Origin of the sequence: Brachybacterium sp. FME24 (genome assembly GCF_014897705.1) — a bacterium.
Lineage (GTDB): Bacteria > Actinomycetota > Actinomycetes > Actinomycetales > Dermabacteraceae > Brachybacterium.
In genome coordinates this window covers 25,824-43,384 of the sequence record NZ_JABUXV010000011.1, presented here as the reverse complement: position 1 = coordinate 43,384, position 17,561 = coordinate 25,824, and the positions used below count along the sequence as shown (strand labels likewise).

The following is a 17,561-nucleotide window of genomic DNA, read 5'->3' as shown; positions in this document are numbered from 1 at the left end:
GCGGGCGACGGAGCCCAGCATCCTGGAAAGGTGATCACCATGACCCCGATTCGATACCCCATCGACCCCGCTGGTCCGCCCGACGGCGGCCGCCTCAGCAGACGGCTCGTGCTGGGAGGCGGAGCGGGCGCCGCCGGTCTGCTCGCCACCGGCTGCACTATCTTCGGTGACGACGCGCAGGGCGGAGGCGACGGCTCGGGCGATGAGCGGCCATCTCTGCAGATCGTCCAGTCCTCCGCCTCCATCGAGAGCCTTGATCCCCACTACGTGAACAACTCGATGCTCGTCGTGCCAGCCGGTCTCCTCGAGGGGCTGGTTCTGCAGGAGGAGGACGCGGTGGAGGTGGTGCCTGCCGCAGCGGAGTCCTGGGAGGTCAGCGAAGACAGGTTGAGCTATACCTTCGCCATGCGCAAAGGAGCCGCCTGGTCCAACGGTGACCCGGTCACCGCCGGCGATGCCGAGTGGTCCTTCCAGCGTTTGCTGGACCCCTCCGGCGCAGGCGGGAATTACGCGGCCGGGGCGTCAAGCTACCTGCCCGGCCTGGGGATCAAGGGTGCCGCCGACTATCAATCCGGAGCTCTGGACGACTGGGCCGACGTCGGTATCACGGTCGAGGACGACATGACCCTGGTGATCGAACTCGAGAGCCCGAGCCCAGACTTCCTGCTGCTGATGTCGCACTACTCGATGGTCCTGGTGCATCCACCCTCGGTCGAGGAGGACCAGCAGGGCTGGCAGCAACCCGAGAGCTGGGTAGGCAATGGAGCGTACGTCCCGGTGAGCTGGGAGCCGAACTCCTCACTGGTGATGGAGGCCAACCCGGAGTACTGGGATGCGGACTCGGTCGGGATCGGCCAGATCGATCTTCGCCTTGCCAGCGATGGGCCCACCAATCTGCTCGCCTTCCGCAATGACGATCTCGACGTGATCACCGTCAGCGCGTCCACCGTGGAGCGCGATCCAGAGCTCCAGGAGTCTGTGGTCACGGTCGAGGGGTACGGGACGTCCTACCTCCAGGCGATGTGGGGCGGCCATGAGGCGATCCGGGACGACCGAGTGCGTCGAGCTCTGTCCTTGGCAATCGATCGCGAGATGATCACCGAGGTCTCGGCCGGTCAGCCGGGCACTGCGCTGATCCCGGACGTGGTCCCCGGCTGGAGCAAGGAGCTGGCCGTCTCCTACGATGTCGAGGCCGCGAAAGACCTGCTGGACGAGGCCGGGATCCTCGATGACCTGCCCGGGGTGCGGATCCAGTACAACTTCGAGGAGCCGTGGCTCGAGGTGCTGCGCGAAGGATGGATCGACGCCCTCGGCATCGATGTCGCTATCGAGATCCTCGAGAGCGGGGTCCACTCCGAGACTCGCTGGGCTCCTCATGAGGACGACTCGGTGATGAGCTTCTACGCCGGGACCTTCTCAGGCCTGCCCACCTTGAACAATTGGATCTATAACATCTTCGGCTACGACTACGTGCGGCAGTTCAGCCTGTCCGCGGATGATTGGGCCGAGCTGCAGGCGGTCCAGAGCGACGAAGGCCTGGAGGGACCGGAGATGGCCGCGCGAGCCGAGGAGATCCTCTCGACCCGCTCCTCGGACCAGGCGCAGGAGTTCGCGAACCTGGTCGACGAGGCCGTGGCCACTCTCGACGATGCCGGGCGTGACCGGCTGTTCATCGAGGCGGCGAGCGTGCGCGAGCAGATGGCGCTGACCATTCCGGTGACGTGGAACGCCCAGACCTGGGCGGTCGCAGACGACGTGGGCGGGGTCCAGCCCAGGCCTTCGCCCGAGGGTTATTACTACAAGTACCTGACCCGCAGCTAGGCCCTCAGGTCGCGGCTGGTCGGGCCCCGGTTGGACAACCGCGGCGTCCCGAGCCTCTCGGGGCGCCGCGGCATGCCTCTCAACCGACGTCGTAGATGTGCACCCGGTTGTCGTCGATCAGGTAGATCTCGCCGCGGGCAGTGATCGTCAGCGACTTCCAGGCGTGCTCCTCGTCCAGGACCGTCACCTCGCCTGTGGCTGAGACCCGGAAGAAGGTCTGACCGCCAACCCCGTAGAAGCTCCTGTCGTGCTTGCGGTACCGCAGGGTTGGGCTGCGGCCCCAGGTGGCGCCGGTCGGCGTGATGCCCAGTTCGATCACCGAGGTCACCTCATGAGTGGTGATGTCATAGGTGAATAGGTTGCTCTCGTAGGTGACGCCGACGAGGGTCGATGCCTCGGGCTCGAAGCAAAGCGTGGAGACCGTCTCGTCGCCTGGCACCGGGACGATCGTCGAGGTGACCTCACGGGAGTCGAGGTCGAACTCGACCAGATGGCCATCGGTGGTGGTCGGGACGGTGGACATGCCGCCGTAGATGGTGGTGCCGGCGTAGATGATCCCGTCGCGGTGGACGACCGTGCTGACCCCTTGATCCGCCACGACATCGCGATACACGTCGTACTCGCCGGTGTCCGGGTCGATCAGGCTCAGCGCCCCTCCGAGGTGCCCGTACTCCGGGATGGAGGCGGCGGCGAGCAGGCCGCCCGCGTCGGTCATCTCGAAGATCCGGTCCTGCAGGTGCGGGGAGATGAGGGTGGCCAGGGTGTCGGGGTTGGAATCCCACTCCCACGGCTCGCGCGCGTCATACCGATAGACCACGCCGTTGGGGTACTTGCTGACCATCAGATATGGACCGACGGCGGCGATGGCATCACCCTGTTCCGGCCCCTCCAGCTGGGTGATCTCTCGGCTGTGACTGTCGACGGTCGCGATCACGCCGGCGCTGAGGTAGGCGCCCACCCAGACGTTGCGGTCCGGGCCGAGCCCGATGCTGTGGGCGATCACCGGGGCGCTGTCGACGGCGACATCATGGACGGACACCTCGTCGGCGCTCGGGTCGAAGACGATCACCTCCCCGTCCTGACGGAAGCACGCGATCACATCGTGGTCGTCGACCGGAAACGCCTCCAGGGCGCGCAGGGAGCTGGTGGAGACGCCGTGCTCGGCGAAGCCTAACGGGGTTGCCTCGAGGGAGTCGGCGTCGAAGGCCCAGAATTCTTCCTCGACGCGGAAATAGGAGAGAGCCGGATCACCTCCACTGGCGAAGGCAGACGCGACCTGGTCCATTCCGGGGAGATTTTCGTGCCAGGTGCCGCTCGTGGTGTCATACACGCCGGTGCGGCCGGGGAGTGGCACCAGCAACAGGGGCCCGGCGGTCCCCAGGGCGGCGATGCTCGCAGGCGGGTCGTCCAGTTCGATCTCGGTCCGCTGGCCGGTCTCGGTGTCGATGGCGACCAGTTGGCCGGTTCCGATCCCGGTGCCGACGTAAAGGGCGCCACCGATCTTGGTGAAGCCCCAGGCGTACTCTCCGCCGTTGTCACTGGCTGGACCGAACTCGCGGACCTCGCCGCTGGACAGGTCGAGGGCGTAGACCTCCGAGCGCGGGTAGCAGCAGAAGTAGAGCGTGTCCCCGTCTGGGATGACGTTGCGGATTACCGCGTTGGCGATCGGCTGTCCGGACCCGCTGGTGGTGATGTGGGTGACGGACTGTTCGGCGTGGTCGTAGAAATGAAGCGCGGTGGCACTTCCGCTTCGCGCGGTGAAATAGGCGCCGCCCTCGATGCCGTAGACGCCGGCCCCGTATGCCAAGGATTCATCGGGGAGTGACCAGGAGAACAGGCGTTTCCCCGTCTCGGGGCTGATCACCGAGAAGGTCACCGGGGTGCCGTCGGACAGGGCGTAGAGGCTCGTGCCGCCTGCGCCGTCCGGGCCGCTGCCGGTGAGCCGGACGTTGACCGATTCCATAGCGATCCCGAGATCGACCAGCTCGCCGGATCCGGGCCGGCCGGGCGGCGAGGCGAGAGCGGGAGCGGGTGCTGTGGCGGCGAGCCCCGCAGCTGCGGTGGTGACGAGACCGGTCTGCAGAGCTCGTCGGCGAGTCAGATGTAGTACAGGCATGGTCAGCCCTTCGTTGGGAGACTGCGGAAGACCTCCAGTCTGCAACCCATTGCAGGCGATGTCCATGCTTACGGCACTACTTGATAGCGTTCGTGAGCCACTCCCGGATTCTTGCCATCACATGCTGTGGCAGCGGGTGCCCGCCGTCGTGGAGCAGCAGGTCCGGGCTCGTCTCCTCGGGCCAGCGCGATCGCGCCGAGCGGAACAGCTCCAGGTTGTGCGCCCCGTCGCTGTCGCCGCCCCCTGCGAGCAGGAAGGGCCGGGGTGCGACGAGTCCCAGCAGTTCGTCCTGGTCCCGGCCTTCGGGGGGCACGCCGTCGAGGTACCAGGGGTCGGTCCAGTTGGAGTGCGCGAACCCGAGGCCCGGTTCGTGTGCTGCGCCGGCGTTGAGGCGTGTGTCGAGAGCCGCCAGGTGCATCGCCAGCTTCCCTCCTAGGGAATGGCCGAAGACCGCCAGGCGATCGTCGCCGCTGAGCCCGGAGTCCAGCAGTGCGGTGACAGCGAGCATCAGATCGCCGATGCTCCGCCCCAGCGCCGTCATCGTCTGCTCACGGCGGTGACGCTGCGCCGCAGGACCATAGCGCTCTGCGAGGGAGCCTGCCGCCGCCGTGGCCGGATCCGCGGCTGAGACCTGCTCGAACCACCAGGGCACGGCGAGCACGGCGTGACCGGCCTGTGCTAGTTGCAACCCGTATGCCCCGAGCGCCGGGTCGCGATCTGCGCGGCGAGTGCGTTCACTTGGTTCCCCGTACAGAGGGGCGGTGTCGTAGAAGGGCACTATGACCGTCACGCCCGTCGGCGGCACGCCCTCAGGTCGGTGGAACTCGCAGACCAAATCACTGTCATAGGAGGACAGGGTGAGCTGTTGAATCGGACCGCGCATCCCTTTGTGCTGCGGCTTCCGCACGGCACCGATCTGCCAGGAGCCTGCTGGGTCCGGTTCAGCCCCGAGCCACCGCCGCCACCAGCGGCGAATCTGTTCGGTATCGGACCCAGGCTCCGCTGGCCCGTGAGCACTCTCCATCTACGCCGACCTCAGGCGCGCACCGGCAGCTCGGCGGGACGGACCGGCTTCCCAGTACGGCCGGACTCGTAGACGGCCTCGATGAAGGCGACCGCAGCCCGTGCGTCGGCCGAGGTCACCAGGGGAGCGTGCTCGTTCTGGACGGCATCGACGAAGTCGAGGTGCTGCTCGAGCATGATGTCGACGGCCTCGAACTCCGGCAGTTCCAGGCCATCGCGCGAATGGAAGTGGATCACGCGCTCGGACTCGGTGACGATCGAGCCGGCATCGCCCATCAGGCTCACTCGGATCGGAAGCTTGCCGTAGGCGGCAGTGGTGGCCTGGAAGGTCAGCTGAGCGCCGCTGCGCAGACGGGCGGTCGCGGTGACGGTGTCCTCCACCTCGATGCGCTCATGGGCCAACAGACCGGTGAAGGCGAACAGCTCCTCGACGTCCCCGAGCAGCCACAGAGCCAGATCCACCAGGTGTACGCCCTGATTCATCAAGGCTCCTCCGCCATCGAGCTTCCAGGTGCCGCGCCACGCCCCGGAGTCGTAGTACTCCTGGGAGCGCCACAGCGGCACCTCGACGGTCGCGGAGGTGAGGCGGCCCAATTTTCCCTCGGAGACGAGCGTCTTTAGGAATTGGTTCTCGGCGGCGAAACGGCGTTGACTGGCGATCGACAGGATCTTGCCGGAGCGCTGTTCGGCCTCGCGGATGCGATCGGAGGCCTCGACCGTGACCTCGATCGGCTTCTCCAGGAACACGTGCTTGCCGGCATCGAGCGCATCGATGGTCACATCGGCGTGCAGGCCCGAGGGCACCGCGATCACCACCACGTCGATGTCGTCGCGACCCAGAAGCTCTTCGACGCTGGCTGACGCCTCGACCCCGTTCTCCTCGGCCACCGTCCGTGCGGCCTCGGGATTCGCGTCGGCCAGCGCGATCAGGGTTGCCGGGGACGCGTCGGATAGCAGGCGTGCCACGTGCTGGCGGCCGATGATGCCGACGCCGATCACGCCGAAGCGCAGGCTGCCCGCGGTGCTGGAGTCATTCATCAGGAGTTCCTTTCGAGAGTGGACGAGATGGCCGACAGCACCGCGACGGGCGCCAGCAGTTGGCCGGGGGAGCGGGAGACCGAGCCGGTCTTGACGGCCGCCAGGAATTCGGCCAGGGCAGGAGCGTTGTAGTCCCCGCCGAGCGTGAGATCGTGCGAGACCACAGCGCCCTGGTAGATACCGGTGGCATGGAACGGCACCCGCGGACCGGCACCGGGCACGACGAAGGTGAACGTCACCTCGGTGTCGGCGATACGCACCGTGGCCACCACGGTGTCGCCGCGGCGCACAGCCCGCACATCGAGCAAGGCGGGATCAACAGCGGGGTTGCCGAGGATCTCCAGCGCTGCCTCGACATGGTGGATGCCGTAGAAGAACAGCCCGGAGTACTCGCTGTCTGGATCGGCTGGGCCGATCACGTGCAGGTGACGCAGCGGGCCGCTCTCCTTCGTCGGCACCAGATGCCCGATCTCGGGCACGTATCGCAGCGCCGAGCAGGACAGCAGCAGCGCCGAATTCTGCTCGGCGACCGAGAGTAGTTCCCGGGCGTGCTCGACCGAGGCCGCCAGGGGCTTGTCGACCAGCACCGGCTTGCCTGCCTCTAGCAGCGGCCGGGCGTGCACGAGGTGCTTGGCGCCATCACGGGTGGAGACGATGGCAGCGTCGACCTGGTCGACCAGCTCTGCCGGCTCCCCGACGATCAGGTCGATCCCGCCCAGCTCGGCTAGCTCCAGATTCCGCTCGCTGCGGCCACCGGCGAGGGCGGCGGCGCGCACCCCCGGATGACGCTGCTCCACGTTCAGGAACCGGGTGAAATGCGTGATGTGCGAGTTCTCGGTGCCGATCATGCCGATGCGCAGCACGGCTGCTCCCCTCGTAGCCCGGGGCCGACCCGGACCTGTCGCTGGTTGGTCGCGGGCTCCGGCGATCGCCAGGGAGGCGTAGACGACGGTGCCTGCGGGTCCCAGCCTGGTCTGCAATCGCTTGCACGTCAAGGGGAGAACGCCGTAGCTTGGAGCTGTACACCTATCGTTCGGCGCACTGGACGGGACCTGGTCGCCCTGCTGGGCGCTCCGGCCTCACCAGGGAAGGGAACCTCATGAACACTGTGATCGGCGTCGGACTGATCGGTCTGGGAACCATCGGCCGCAGCCATGCGCGCGCCCTCGACGCTCTGCGCGATCGGACCGATTTGCGTGCCTTCAGTGGGGGCGGCACCGCTGCCGCTGCCGAGGCCGGCTGGCCCGGCGCCGCCCAGGTCCCGCCCGAGGAGCTGATGGTTCGCGCGGACGTCGACGTGATCGCGATCTGCTCTCCGAGCGGGGTGCACGCTGAGCAGGCCCTCGCGGCACTCGAAGCCGGCAAGCATGTGGTGGTCGAGAAACCGCTGGCCCTGACCGCGCCCGACGCCGACCGCATCGTCAGCCTCGCCGCCGAGAGGGGACTGACAGTCTCGACCATCTCCCAGCGCCGCCTCGAACCCGAGGTCGTCGCGGTGCGCCGAGCCCTCGAGGCCGGGACTCTCGGCGCAGTGCGCCTGGCCACCACCCACGTCCACTGGTGGCGCGGCGACGACTATTACGCAGCGGTTGCCTGGCGCGGGGACCCGGCCGGTGGGGGAGGGTCACTGATGAACCAGGGCGTCCACAACGTCGACCTGCTGCAGTGGCTGGCTGGCCCCGTCGAATCAGTGACCGCCCAGCAGGCCACCCTCGCCCACGACACCGAAGCCGAGGACATGACGGTGGCCACCCTCCGCTTCGCCGGCGGGGCGCTGGGCCTGATATCCACCACCACCGCCACACCCCCCGGATCGCCCGCGACCCTGACCTTGCACTGCGAGCGCGGCGTCGTCGAGATCGGTCAGGGCGAGATCACCCGCTGGGACGTCGACGGCGTTCCCACCCCGCAGTTCGGCACCGACCGCGAGGGCATCGGCGTCGGCTCCTCCGACCACACCGCCATCGGCCTCACCGGCCACATCCAGCAGTGGCGCGACATCCTGGCCGCCATCGCCGAGGGTCGGGACCCGGCGATCACCGCAGCCGACGGCGCCGCCACTGTCCGCCTGATCGACGCCATCACCACCGCGGCCCGCACGGGCAGCCTCGTAACCCTCAAGGAGCTTCGATGAAGGTCGCCATCCTCGGCGCAGCCCACCAGCACGTCGACTACGCCCTGGCCGAAGTCGCTCAACGCGACGAGCTCGAACTTGTGGCGGCCTCCGAACCGGACCCGCAGTTGCGCGAGAGGTTCCTGAGCGGAATCAGCGTCCCGCTGTACGACTCCCCACAGCGGTTGCTGGAGGCCCACGACGTCGACGTCGCGCTCATCGCCGGGATCTACAGCCAGCGCGCCGAGGCCACCGTCGCCGCGTTGCGAGCCAGCGCTCATGTGCTGGCCGACAAGCCACTGTGCACCTCCCTACCGCAGCTCGAGGCGATCCGAGAGGCCGCCGCAGAGTCCGACCGGCACGTCTCGATCGTCTTCGAGAAGCGCTTCTACCCCGCCACTCTCGCGCTGCGGCGCCTGGTAGCAGACGGCACGCTCGGCACCATTGCGATGATCGCCTCCACCGGCCCGCACATGCTCAATCAGTCCACACGTCCGGCCTGGTTCCTGGACCCTGCCACCTACGGTGGAATCGCCGGCGACCTTCCCATCCATGACATCGATCTGATGCTCGACCTGGTCGCTGAGCAGCAAGGCGCAACCCCGGAAGGGACCGTCTCCGCACACGTCGGCAATGTCCGGGCCAAGGATCATCCCGGCTTCGACGATCACGTCGCTCTTCTGCTGCGCGCAGGCGACGTCCTGGCGACGATCGAAGCGAACTGGTTGGGCCCTGAGGCGGCCGCCGTCCACGGTCACTACCGGATGCGGGTGACCGGCTCCCGGGGCACGGCTGAGGTCGACTGGGCCTACCACCGCCTCACCGTGACCACCCACGATCGTGAGATCTGGGACGAGCCGCTCGGCTCCCCGCAACGTTCTGCCCAGTACTTCTTCGATGCGCTGCTGGCCGACCGGGAGCCGAAGATCACGACGGCAGCCAGTCTGCTGGCCACCGAGGTTGCGCTGAAGGCGCAACGTAGTTCCGGCCTACGCGGAGCACCTCAGCCGTTCTGATCCTCGGTCGCGCATGCGGCAGTATGTTCCTGACACCCCTGATCGGGGCGTGGAGGGCCAAGCGAGGCCGACGGAAGGACGCATGATGAAGAGGGCCACGATCTACTCGATCGCCAGCATCGTGGGCGTTTCGCCCTCGACAGTCTCGCGGACCTTCTCGCGCCCGGAGATGGTCAAGGTGGAGCTCCGAGAGAGAATCCTGGCTACCGCCCGGGAGTTGGGCTACGCCCCCAACAGGGCTGCCCGTGGCCTGGCCACCGGGCGCTCCGGGGTGATCGGCATGCTCGTGCCCGACGTCGAGAACCCGTTCTTCCCGCCGCTGATTCGTGCCGTCCAGGCCGCCGCCCGGGTGGAGGATGCCGAACTGCTGCTCATCGACTCCGAGCTCAGTGCGAGCGCCGAGCAGGAGCTGGTCGATCGCATCCGCCCCCAGGTTGATGGGCTGATCATCGCCTCGCCCCGCCTCCCCTCGAAACAGTTGCATGAGGTGGTGAGGGGCGTGCCGACCGTGGCCGTCAACCGCGCGATACGGAGCTTGCCTGCTGTGGTCTGCGACAACACTTCAGCACTGGAAGAGATCGCCGATCACCTCCACCAACTGGGGCATCGCCGCATTGCTCTGTTGCGCGGCCCCCAGGCGGCGTGGGCCGCCACCCACCGCGCCCGGGCCGTGCGCAACTGGGCTGACGACAAGGGCGTCGAGCTGGTCGAGCTGGGACCGTTCGAGGCGCAGTTCGCCGATGGTCGTGATGCCGCTGCGCAGATCGTGGAATCCGGCGCGTCGGCAGTGTTCGCCTTCGATGACTTGATGGCGGCAGGCGTGATCGCGGGGCTCAGCGCGCTGGGGGAGAGTGTCCCGCGCGATCGCAGCATCGTGGGGTGTGACGACGTCCTGCTCGCGCAGACCATGACTCCCAGCCTCACCACCGTCACCGCACCCTTCGCCGAGCTCGGGAGCTCTGCCGTGGAGATGCTCAGCGAGCTGATTGCAGGGCGTTCCCCACGTACGGTCACCCTGTCAGGGACTGCGGTGCTGCGCGGGACGATCGGGCCGGCCGTGGGCTGAGCCTGCTCTGAGCACAGCTCGCACGCTCCTGAGTACTTGGTTCGGGATCGGGCAGCTGCCCCCCGTCACGGGCCGGAAGTGTCCAGCTTGCCGCTCACTTTCCGTCGAGCTTGATGAGCTGCATCAGGTTGCGGCAGATGTGGAACGGGTCCTTCACCGGCAGTGCTACCACCCGATCCAGTGGCGCCCCGGCACGGTCGCGGATCTGGATCCACTCCGCACCGTCCTCCCCGCCGGGGAACGTCGCCATCGTGTACTCCCAGATGCGACGATGCCACTGCTCGGCGCCCGCACTCCCGTAGCGACGCGCCGCGATCGCTGTCGTCGCGGCCGCCTCCGAATGCACCCACCACAGCTTGGTCGACCACGTCGAGGTCACGAGCTGCTCATACGGTGTGTCCCTCGAGACGCCCCTCGGAGCCACCGGTCCCTCACGGTCCGTGTAGCGCAAGAGCCCTCCATGCTCATCATCCCAGCCCAGCTCGCACATCGCCTCGAGCGAGTCGAGCAGCGGGCCACGATCACGGTCGTCCTCGAGCAGGTCCAGCGCCTCCAGCACCACCCAGATCCCCTCGATCGCATGTCCCGGGACCCGATGCCGGGACACCAATGACTCCGGATCCGGGCCCGGCATCTCCGAGAACGTGCCGTCGGGCAATCGATGCCAGAGCACCGCCTCGACCGACTCCCGCAGTTGCTCTCGCTCCACGCCGGGGACCCCCAACGCCTCAGCCGCCTGCGCATGCACCAGCAGCGTGTTCGCCAGGATCATGCGCGGGCCATAGGCCTCGTGCCCGGCCGGGATCTCATACGGGGGAGTGGGGGCGGCGCCGGCAAGATGATCCGCCCTGGACCTCGCCAGAACCGGCGCCGCTGCCTCCAGCCAGCGCGAATCATCCGTCGTACGTGCGAGTTCAGCCAAGCCCATCACCGTGAACCAGTCCGCGTACACACTGCGCCCGGACTGTCCGAGAGTCTCCGGCTGCCCGCCGTGCCGACCGACGACGAAACGGGTCGTCCCGTCCTCCTGGATCGCGTGATCGACGAGGAAGGCAGCCCCGGCGCGGGCAGTCTCCAGCAGCCGGCTCGCATCGGCCGCAAGCAGACCCTGATCGGCCAGTCGCGCAGCCCGAGCCAGGAGCCATACGAAACGACCCTGCGACCAGGTGAACTTATCGGTCGAGATCCGCTCCCGGCCCCGATTGTCGAAGCAGGTGAAAAACCCGCCTGCCTCCTCGTCGATCCCGTGCTCGAGCCAGAACGGGAGGACCACCTGCTCAAGATGCGTTCGAGGGTCAGGCGAGCCTATGGGCGTGGCGGGTAGGGCGGTCGAGCTCATCGGTATCCCTCCAGAGGATGGGGCGCGGTCCTCCTATGATGTCGGTCCACATGGTACGGTGCAACCGATTGCACTGCAGCACTGTTCAAACATGTTGCGTCAAGCATGGCCCGAGAAACGGAGGAGGATGCTGATGTCGGTCTTCGATCGAGCATCGAAAGTGAACGTGGTCGTGAGCGACTCGGCGGAATCTGCGGGCACTGCTGCCGGTCACGCCGCAGCCGCGACGCTGCGAAAGGTCCTGGCCGAGCAACCGAGGGCGCGTGTGATCTTTGCGTCCGCTCCCTCCCAGGAGCACATGCTGCGCACCCTGGGTCAGGACTCCCTGATCGACTGGTCCCGAGTGACGACCTTTCACATGGACGACTACCTCGAGCTGGACCCCGCGCACCCTGCTTCCTTCGGAACCTGGCTGGCTGATCGACTGCCTGAAGCTGCTCGACCAGGCCTGGACCGGATCAAACAGGATGTTGATCCGGACGACGAGGTCCGCCGCTACAGCGAGCTCATCGCCGCGGCCCCGATCGATCTGGTGTGCCTGGGGATCGGCGTCAACGGCCATATCGCCTTCAACGAACCCGGCGACACCGACTTCGACGACCCCACCCTGGTGCGCAAGATCGAGCTGGCCCGCACCTCCCGCCAGCAACAGGTGGACGAGGGGCTGTTCCCCGACATTGACGCGGTGCCCACCCATGCCCTGACGCTGACCGTCCCGGCCATACTCTCGGCCCGCTCCCTGGTGTGCACGGTGCTCGGTGAAGCCAAAGCCGCCGCGGTCGCAGCCACCCTTCACGGCCCAGTGACCACCGAAGTGCCTGCGAGTGCCCTGCACACCCACTCCGACGTCGTCGTCCACCTCGACGCCGCGGCGGCGGCCCAGTTGCCTGCACAGCTGCGCGCCAGCGACGCCACATGATGAGCGGCAACGGGGCGCGATGAGTAAGACCCCATACAGCCGCCAGGATGTCCGCGTTGAGCCTGGACTCATTGACCTGCAGGTCAATGGCTATGCCGGGCACGACGTCAATGCCGACGATGTCGACATCCGGACCATCACTGAGCTGACCTATGCCCTGTGGGCTAAGGGAGTGACCACCTACTTCCCGACCGTGATCACCGCGAGCGAGGAGAAGGTCACGCACGTGCTGGCCGTCATCGCAGCCGCCCGTCGACGTGATCCGTTGCTCGCCCACTCCATCGCCGGCATCCACGTCGAAGGTCCATCGCTTGCGCCCGACGATGGTCCCCGTGGGGCTCATGATGCACGCTACCTGCGAGATCCCGACCCCGCCGAGCTCGACCGCTGGCAGCGCGCTGCAGAAGGACTGGTCAAGATCGTGACCCTCGCTCCCGAAAGGGCCGGTGCCGTCGCCTACACCGTCGCCGCCACCGCGAAGGGCGTGAGGGTCTCGCTCGGGCATTGCGCTCCTACCCCCGAACAGATTCGGTCTGTCGCCAGCGCCGGCGCGAGCCTGAGTACCCACCTGGGCAACGGCACTCACGCCACGCTCCCGCGGCACCCCAACCACCTATGGGCCCAGCTCGCCGAGGACCGTCTGACCGCAATGCTGATCGCCGACGGCCACCATCTCCCGGCCGAGACTCTCACCGTGATGATTCGCGCCAAGACCCCCCAGCGCTGTGTACTCACCTCCGACTCGGTTGCTCTCGCCGGGAGCGCGCCGGGCCTGTATCCCACCCCCGTTGGTGGCACCGTCGAGGTCGGAGCCGACGGGCGCCTGTCGCTCCCCGGCACAGGACTACTGGCGGGCTCCGGGCATTCCCTGCGCGAGTGCCTGGACTGGGCCACGACCCATCTGCCGTTCCGTCCCGCCGAGCTATTGGGTATGGCGACCATTACCCCTGCCGAGCTGATGGGCTTGGGCGACCGCATTTCCGGCGGCAAGGACCGCGTCAAGGTGGAGGACGGGCAAGTCGTCACGACGACTGTTGCGGGGACGGTCGTCCACCGCGCCTCCCGGGCAGATCGTGAGAGGGAGCGGAGGGCGTCGAGGACGCAGCCCGGGATACGAGGAGATGCCCTGTAGGGATCTGCCTGGGTGCTGCACCCTTTCTCGTGCACTGCCGACGTCGGTAGTCCGATGCCCGCAATACTCCATGTGGTCCGTCGCGCCTTGGCCCGACCGAGGAGCCTGGATCTGAGTGCAGGAGCGGGGTAGTAGTTCCGCCGCACGGCGGAGAACTGCTCCTGTGCAGCCGCTGCGCACTGACCTGTACAGATGCGGACGGGGCGAAAGGAGCGGCCGGGTTGGGCGGGCCACCCGGTTGACCTGGGTCACAGTGCCCGGTATCTTGCAAGAAAGCGTTTGCTATCGCTTGTCGTACCGTCACCGACGGTGACGGTCCATCTGTTTCGAGGAGGAGACAATGGTCCATAGGATTTCCCGACGAGGTGCACTTGGCTTCGGCGCCGCGGGAGCCACTGCACTGGGTCTGGCCGCCTGCGGCGGTGGAGACACTGAGGTCGTTGAGGCGCCTCCGGAAGAGAGTGGAGATCTCACCGGCAGCGTCGTCATGTGGATCTATCCGCTCGCCGACTCGGCGAGCGAGGAGTGGTACCAGCCCCATATCGAGTCCTTCAACAAGAAGTACCCAGAGGTCGAGGTGCAGGTCATCCAGCAGGGCTGGGGTAGTCGTGAGGAGCAGTTGACCACTGCCATCTCCGGCGACAACGCACCGGACGTGGTCTACTTCAACCCCGACTTCGTGCCCCGTTTCGCGGAGGAAGAGCTGTTGGTGGGCCTGGACGACCTGCGCGACGACTGGGACAGTTTCGTGCCGTCGGCGTTGGAAGAGATGAGCTATGAAGGCACCCTGTATTCGGCGCCGATACTTATACAGGCCTCGCCCACCTTCGTCAACCAGAAGATCATGGACGAGATCGGTATGGAGGGCCCCACCACCTGGGACGAAATGCGAACCGTCGGCAAGGCGGCCAAAGAGGCCGGTTACTACCTGACCGAGTACAGCGGCATCGCCACCTTGAACCACAACTACTACATGTATCTTTGGCAGGCCGGTGGCGCGGTACTCAACGACGATGCGTCGGCCGCGGCCTTCAACACGCCCGAAGGGCTGGAGGCGCTGGAGTTTGTCAAGGAGATGGTCGACAACGGCTGGGTCCCTACCGAGCCGATCAGCGTTGAACAGCCCTTCGAGCAGAGCGCTTTGGCGCAGGGAAAGACCGCGTACAGCCTGGGTACCAACCTCAATACCGTGCGTGATGTGCTCGAGGATGAGATCACGGTGCTCCCGCCGATGACCCAGGAAAAGCAGGTTGCGATTGGCTCAGTCGGAGCCCTCTCGATCTTCAATACAACCGATTCCGTGGAAGCTGCGGCCGCCTGGGTCCACCATCTCACTGAGCCGGAATTCGTCGAGGATGTCTGCTCGACCTACACCTACTTCTCGCCACGGACAGACGTGACCGGGCTACATGAGGAGGATCCTCCGATTGCGGAGTTCGAGCAGTACGTAGACGTAGTCAACTCCGGGATCCTCCACCCCCAGGCCCGCGAAATCATCGACACGATGAAGCCGGCGATCCAGGAGGTCCTGTTGCAGGGCCTGGATCCCCAGGAGGCCCTGGACGTCATGGAGAGCGGGGTCAACGACCTGCTCTCGCGCGGTTCCTGATCGGGTGCGGATGGTGAGCCGGAAGGTCCCGCCTCCCGGTCCGCCATCTGCCGACTTCCGGGCCCACTGAAGGTGGTCCCACCCCCATCGCGTTGCGGAAAGGACAGTGATGACAGCGACCGCGACCCGCGCCTCCCCTGCACCGGAGGAGAACGCATCCGGCCCCGTGACGGGGCCAGCGAAGAACCGGATTCGAGAGACACTCCTGTCCCGTGGAGCGATGTTCGCCTACATCTTCATCCTCCCGTACGTAGTCTTCTTCACAATCTTTCGAATCGTTCCCGCGCTCTATGGGATCGTGCTGAGCTTCGGGGAATATTCGCTGGCTGGCCAATTGCGCCTCAGCGGACTAGAAAACTACGTGCGCCTGTTTCAGGACGACGTGTTCTGGAACTCCCTGCGGGTGACCGCTATTTATGCGGTGCTGGCGATCCCACTGTCGATCGTGGTCTCACTGCTGATGGCGCAGCTGTGCAACCGGACCTTGCGCGGCATGAGCATTTATCGCTCTCTGTTCTTCCTTCCGGTAGTAACCTCACCGGTACTCTCGGGAATCATCTTCGTGTGGATCTTCAGTGGCGCCGGGCCCATCAGTGCCGGACTGGAGGTCTTCGGGATCGAGCTCGGGAGCTGGCTGCAAAGTCGGTTGCTGGTGTTGCCTGCTCTGGCACTGGTGGCCGCCTGGTCCAGTTTCGGCTACAACATGTTGATCCTGCTGGCAGGCATGCTTGCCATCCCCTCGGATTACTACGAAGCGGCCGGCCTGGACGGCGCCAATGCCTGGGAGCGTTTCCGATACGTGACCCTGCCGCTGCTGAAGCCCTCCCTGTTCTTCGTGCTGGTGCTGGAGACCGTCAAGTCATTCCAGGCTTTCGACATCATCTACGTGATGACCGGTGGCGGGCCCGCCCACGACTCCTACACGCTGACCTACATGATCTACGACCAGGGCTTCGGGTACTCCGAGTTCGGCTATGCCAGCGCCGTGGGCGTGGTCCTGCTCGTGATCACGCTGATCCTGTCGCTGATCCAGCGTCGACTGATCGGAGGGCGTGAATCATGATTACGAACTCGATGGGTACCAAGCGCCCGTCCGATGCGCCGCACGCGCCCGGCGGAGCACACCCGGCAGCGATGATCGTCCGGCGCAAGCAGCCGGCGTCCGTGCGGGTGCGGAAGAACTTGATCCACATCCCGCTAATTATCATGGGGCTGGTGACGCTGTTCCCATTCCTGGCAATGTTGTCGATATCGCTACGTCCAGGCGAGGCGGTGTCTGTCCCTGACATCTTCATCAACCCCAATGTTTCGTTGGCCGCCTACGTCGAGGCGCTCAGCAACTCGCGCATACCTCGCTGGGCGCTGAACACCACCATCTACGCGGTGGTCTCGGTAGTGATGGTGCTGTTGTTCGCATCGATGGCAGGCTACGCCTTCGCAAAGAAGAAGTTCTTAGGACGGGAGGTCATATTTTGGGTCTTCATTGCCATGCTCATGATCCCCTACCAGCTCACGATCATCCCGCAGTACCTGATTGTTGGTCAGATGGGCGGGCTGAACACGATGTGGGGTCTTATCGTTCCCACGATCGCCAATGCTCAGGCGATGTTCCTCATGCGTCAATTCATCCAGGACATCCCCGATGAGCTTATTGACGCGGCGAAGATCGATGGCGCCGGTGAGTTTCGTGTGTACTGGTCGATCATCCTGCCGCAGACCAAGCCAATCTTGGCGACGCTGGGCACCTTCGTGTTCCTGTGGCACTGGAACGACTTCTTGTGGCCGCTGGTCTCCCAGCAGTCGCCCGACAACTATTTGCTGACTGTAGGCCTGAATAGTCTGCAGTCGGAGACGGTCTCTCTGGCCACACTGATGGCCTCGGCCGTGGTCACGTTCATCCCAGCTCTGCTGGTGTTCATCTTCCTGCAGCGCTATTTTGTGCGCGGAGTGATGATGAGCGGAATCAAGTAGTGCCGACGGTGAGCCACCCGCCGCCGTAAGCGGCTCTTCGCCAGGAAGGTGTCTCGTACGAGTCGGTGCGGGACTGGCTTGCCCCGGTCGAGGTCGATGACGGAACCTGGCCAGGTGTGACCAGCGAGGAATCCGCCGAAGTCACACGATTGGAGGCCGAGAACCGGCGGCTTCGGGAGGACAACGCGCTCCTGTGGAAGGCCTCGATTGTCTTCGCGCAGGTACTCGACTCCCGGAACTGCTGACCTGCACATTCATCCAGGAGACGAGAAGCGGGGATCGGCGCCCTGGTCTCGATGGCCACCCCCTGGCCGTCGGGATGGGCGTTGTGCGGGTGCTCTCCTTCCCGCTCTGGCCGGACGCGGAACCCCTCCCGGGCCGTGACCCGTCAGGACGCC

14 protein-coding genes are annotated in these 17,561 nt (G+C 66.2%); 9 read left to right on the top strand and 5 right to left on the bottom strand.

Features of this window, described 5'->3' with window-relative positions:
- Window positions 1-39: 39 nt before the first annotated feature.
- Window positions 40-1,821, top strand: coding sequence for a peptide ABC transporter substrate-binding protein (locus INT51_RS13595; RefSeq protein WP_193105867.1), 1,782 nt, complete (start codon window positions 40-42; stop codon window positions 1,819-1,821).
- A 79-nt stretch (window positions 1,822-1,900) separates the two neighbouring features.
- Here INT51_RS13595 and INT51_RS13590 read toward each other — a convergent pair whose 3' ends face one another.
- The 4 genes from INT51_RS13590 to INT51_RS13575 all read right to left on the bottom strand — a co-directional run bounded on the left by INT51_RS13590 (window position 1,901) and on the right by INT51_RS13575 (window position 6,861).
- Window positions 1,901-3,937 carry a hypothetical protein gene (locus INT51_RS13590; protein ID WP_193105866.1) on the bottom strand — a complete coding sequence of 679 codons (2,037 nt, stop codon included), beginning with the start codon at window positions 3,935-3,937 and terminating at the stop codon, window positions 1,901-1,903.
- 76 nt (window positions 3,938-4,013) lie between these two features.
- Window positions 4,014-4,727, bottom strand: coding sequence for a hypothetical protein (locus INT51_RS13585; RefSeq protein WP_193105865.1), 714 nt, complete (start codon window positions 4,725-4,727; stop codon window positions 4,014-4,016).
- Between the two features lie 245 nt (window positions 4,728-4,972).
- On the bottom strand, window positions 4,973-5,998 hold the full coding sequence (locus INT51_RS13580) for a Gfo/Idh/MocA family protein (RefSeq protein ID WP_193105864.1): 1,026 nt from the start codon (window positions 5,996-5,998) through the stop codon (window positions 4,973-4,975).
- Window positions 5,998-6,861, bottom strand: coding sequence for a Gfo/Idh/MocA family protein (locus tag INT51_RS13575; protein WP_193105863.1), 864 nt, complete (start codon window positions 6,859-6,861; stop codon window positions 5,998-6,000). Before INT51_RS13575 ends, INT51_RS13580 begins: the two co-directional genes overlap by 1 nt.
- 236 nt (window positions 6,862-7,097) lie before the next feature.
- On the opposite strand from INT51_RS13575, the gene INT51_RS13570 reads away from it, so the two are divergent.
- The 3 genes from INT51_RS13570 (at window position 7,098) to INT51_RS13560 (ending at window position 10,193) form a co-directional block, all read left to right on the top strand.
- A complete protein-coding gene (locus INT51_RS13570) occupies window positions 7,098-8,132 on the top strand; it encodes a Gfo/Idh/MocA family protein (protein WP_193105862.1) in 1,035 nt (344 codons plus the stop codon).
- Entirely contained in the window at window positions 8,129-9,127 is a 999-nt protein-coding gene (locus INT51_RS13565) for a Gfo/Idh/MocA family protein (RefSeq protein WP_193105861.1), read from the top strand. Before INT51_RS13570 ends, INT51_RS13565 begins: the two co-directional genes overlap by 4 nt.
- A gap of 85 nt (window positions 9,128-9,212) precedes the next feature.
- Entirely contained in the window at window positions 9,213-10,193 is a 981-nt protein-coding gene (locus INT51_RS13560) for a LacI family DNA-binding transcriptional regulator (protein ID WP_193105860.1), read from the top strand.
- Window positions 10,194-10,287: 94 nt separating this feature from the next.
- On the opposite strand, the gene INT51_RS13555 is transcribed toward INT51_RS13560, so the two are convergent.
- On the bottom strand, window positions 10,288-11,466 hold the full coding sequence (locus tag INT51_RS13555; RefSeq protein ID WP_193105859.1) for an AGE family epimerase/isomerase: 1,179 nt from the start codon (window positions 11,464-11,466) through the stop codon (window positions 10,288-10,290).
- Window positions 11,467-11,665: 199 nt separating this feature from the next.
- On the opposite strand from INT51_RS13555, the gene INT51_RS13550 reads away from it, so the two are divergent.
- From INT51_RS13550 to INT51_RS13530, 5 genes are all read left to right on the top strand, one after another.
- Window positions 11,666-12,451 carry a 6-phosphogluconolactonase gene (locus INT51_RS13550; RefSeq protein ID WP_193105858.1) on the top strand — a complete coding sequence of 262 codons (786 nt, stop codon included), beginning with the start codon at window positions 11,666-11,668 and terminating at the stop codon, window positions 12,449-12,451.
- A 19-nt stretch (window positions 12,452-12,470) separates the two neighbouring features.
- Window positions 12,471-13,583: an N-acetylglucosamine-6-phosphate deacetylase gene (locus INT51_RS13545; RefSeq protein WP_193105857.1), complete on the top strand. Its 1,113-nt coding sequence runs from the start codon at window positions 12,471-12,473 to the stop codon at window positions 13,581-13,583.
- Window positions 13,584-13,923: 340 nt separating this feature from the next.
- Window positions 13,924-15,192: a sugar ABC transporter substrate-binding protein gene (locus INT51_RS13540; protein WP_193105856.1), complete on the top strand. Its 1,269-nt coding sequence runs from the start codon at window positions 13,924-13,926 to the stop codon at window positions 15,190-15,192.
- A gap of 109 nt (window positions 15,193-15,301) precedes the next feature.
- Window positions 15,302-16,255, top strand: a complete 954-nt coding sequence (locus INT51_RS13535; RefSeq protein WP_193105855.1) for a carbohydrate ABC transporter permease — start codon at window positions 15,302-15,304, stop codon at window positions 16,253-16,255.
- Window positions 16,252-17,163 carry a carbohydrate ABC transporter permease gene (locus tag INT51_RS13530; RefSeq protein WP_226832423.1) on the top strand — a complete coding sequence of 304 codons (912 nt, stop codon included), beginning with the start codon at window positions 16,252-16,254 and terminating at the stop codon, window positions 17,161-17,163. The genes INT51_RS13535 and INT51_RS13530 overlap by 4 nt, the downstream gene beginning before the upstream one ends.
- Window positions 17,164-17,561 lie beyond the last annotated feature (398 nt).

Bases quoted from the DNA above. Each gene is read 5' to 3' on its own strand.
- INT51_RS13595 (WP_193105867.1), top strand. From the start codon at position 40: ATGACCCCGATTCGATACCCCATCGACCCCGCTGGTCCGCCCGACGGC.
- INT51_RS13590 (WP_193105866.1), bottom strand. From the start codon at position 3,937: ATGCCTGTACTACATCTGACTCGCCGACGAGCTCTGCAGACCGGTCTC.
- INT51_RS13580 (WP_193105864.1), bottom strand. From the start codon at position 5,998: ATGAATGACTCCAGCACCGCGGGCAGCCTGCGCTTCGGCGTGATCGGC.
- INT51_RS13570 (WP_193105862.1), top strand. From the start codon at position 7,098: ATGAACACTGTGATCGGCGTCGGACTGATCGGTCTGGGAACCATCGGC.
- INT51_RS13565 (WP_193105861.1), top strand. From the start codon at position 8,129: ATGAAGGTCGCCATCCTCGGCGCAGCCCACCAGCACGTCGACTACGCC.
- INT51_RS13560 (WP_193105860.1), top strand. From the start codon at position 9,213: ATGAAGAGGGCCACGATCTACTCGATCGCCAGCATCGTGGGCGTTTCG.
- INT51_RS13550 (WP_193105858.1), top strand. From the start codon at position 11,666: ATGTCGGTCTTCGATCGAGCATCGAAAGTGAACGTGGTCGTGAGCGAC.
- INT51_RS13545 (WP_193105857.1), top strand. From the start codon at position 12,471: ATGAGTAAGACCCCATACAGCCGCCAGGATGTCCGCGTTGAGCCTGGA.
- INT51_RS13540 (WP_193105856.1), top strand. From the start codon at position 13,924: ATGGTCCATAGGATTTCCCGACGAGGTGCACTTGGCTTCGGCGCCGCG.
- INT51_RS13535 (WP_193105855.1), top strand. From the start codon at position 15,302: ATGACAGCGACCGCGACCCGCGCCTCCCCTGCACCGGAGGAGAACGCA.
- INT51_RS13530 (WP_226832423.1), top strand. From the start codon at position 16,252: ATGATTACGAACTCGATGGGTACCAAGCGCCCGTCCGATGCGCCGCAC.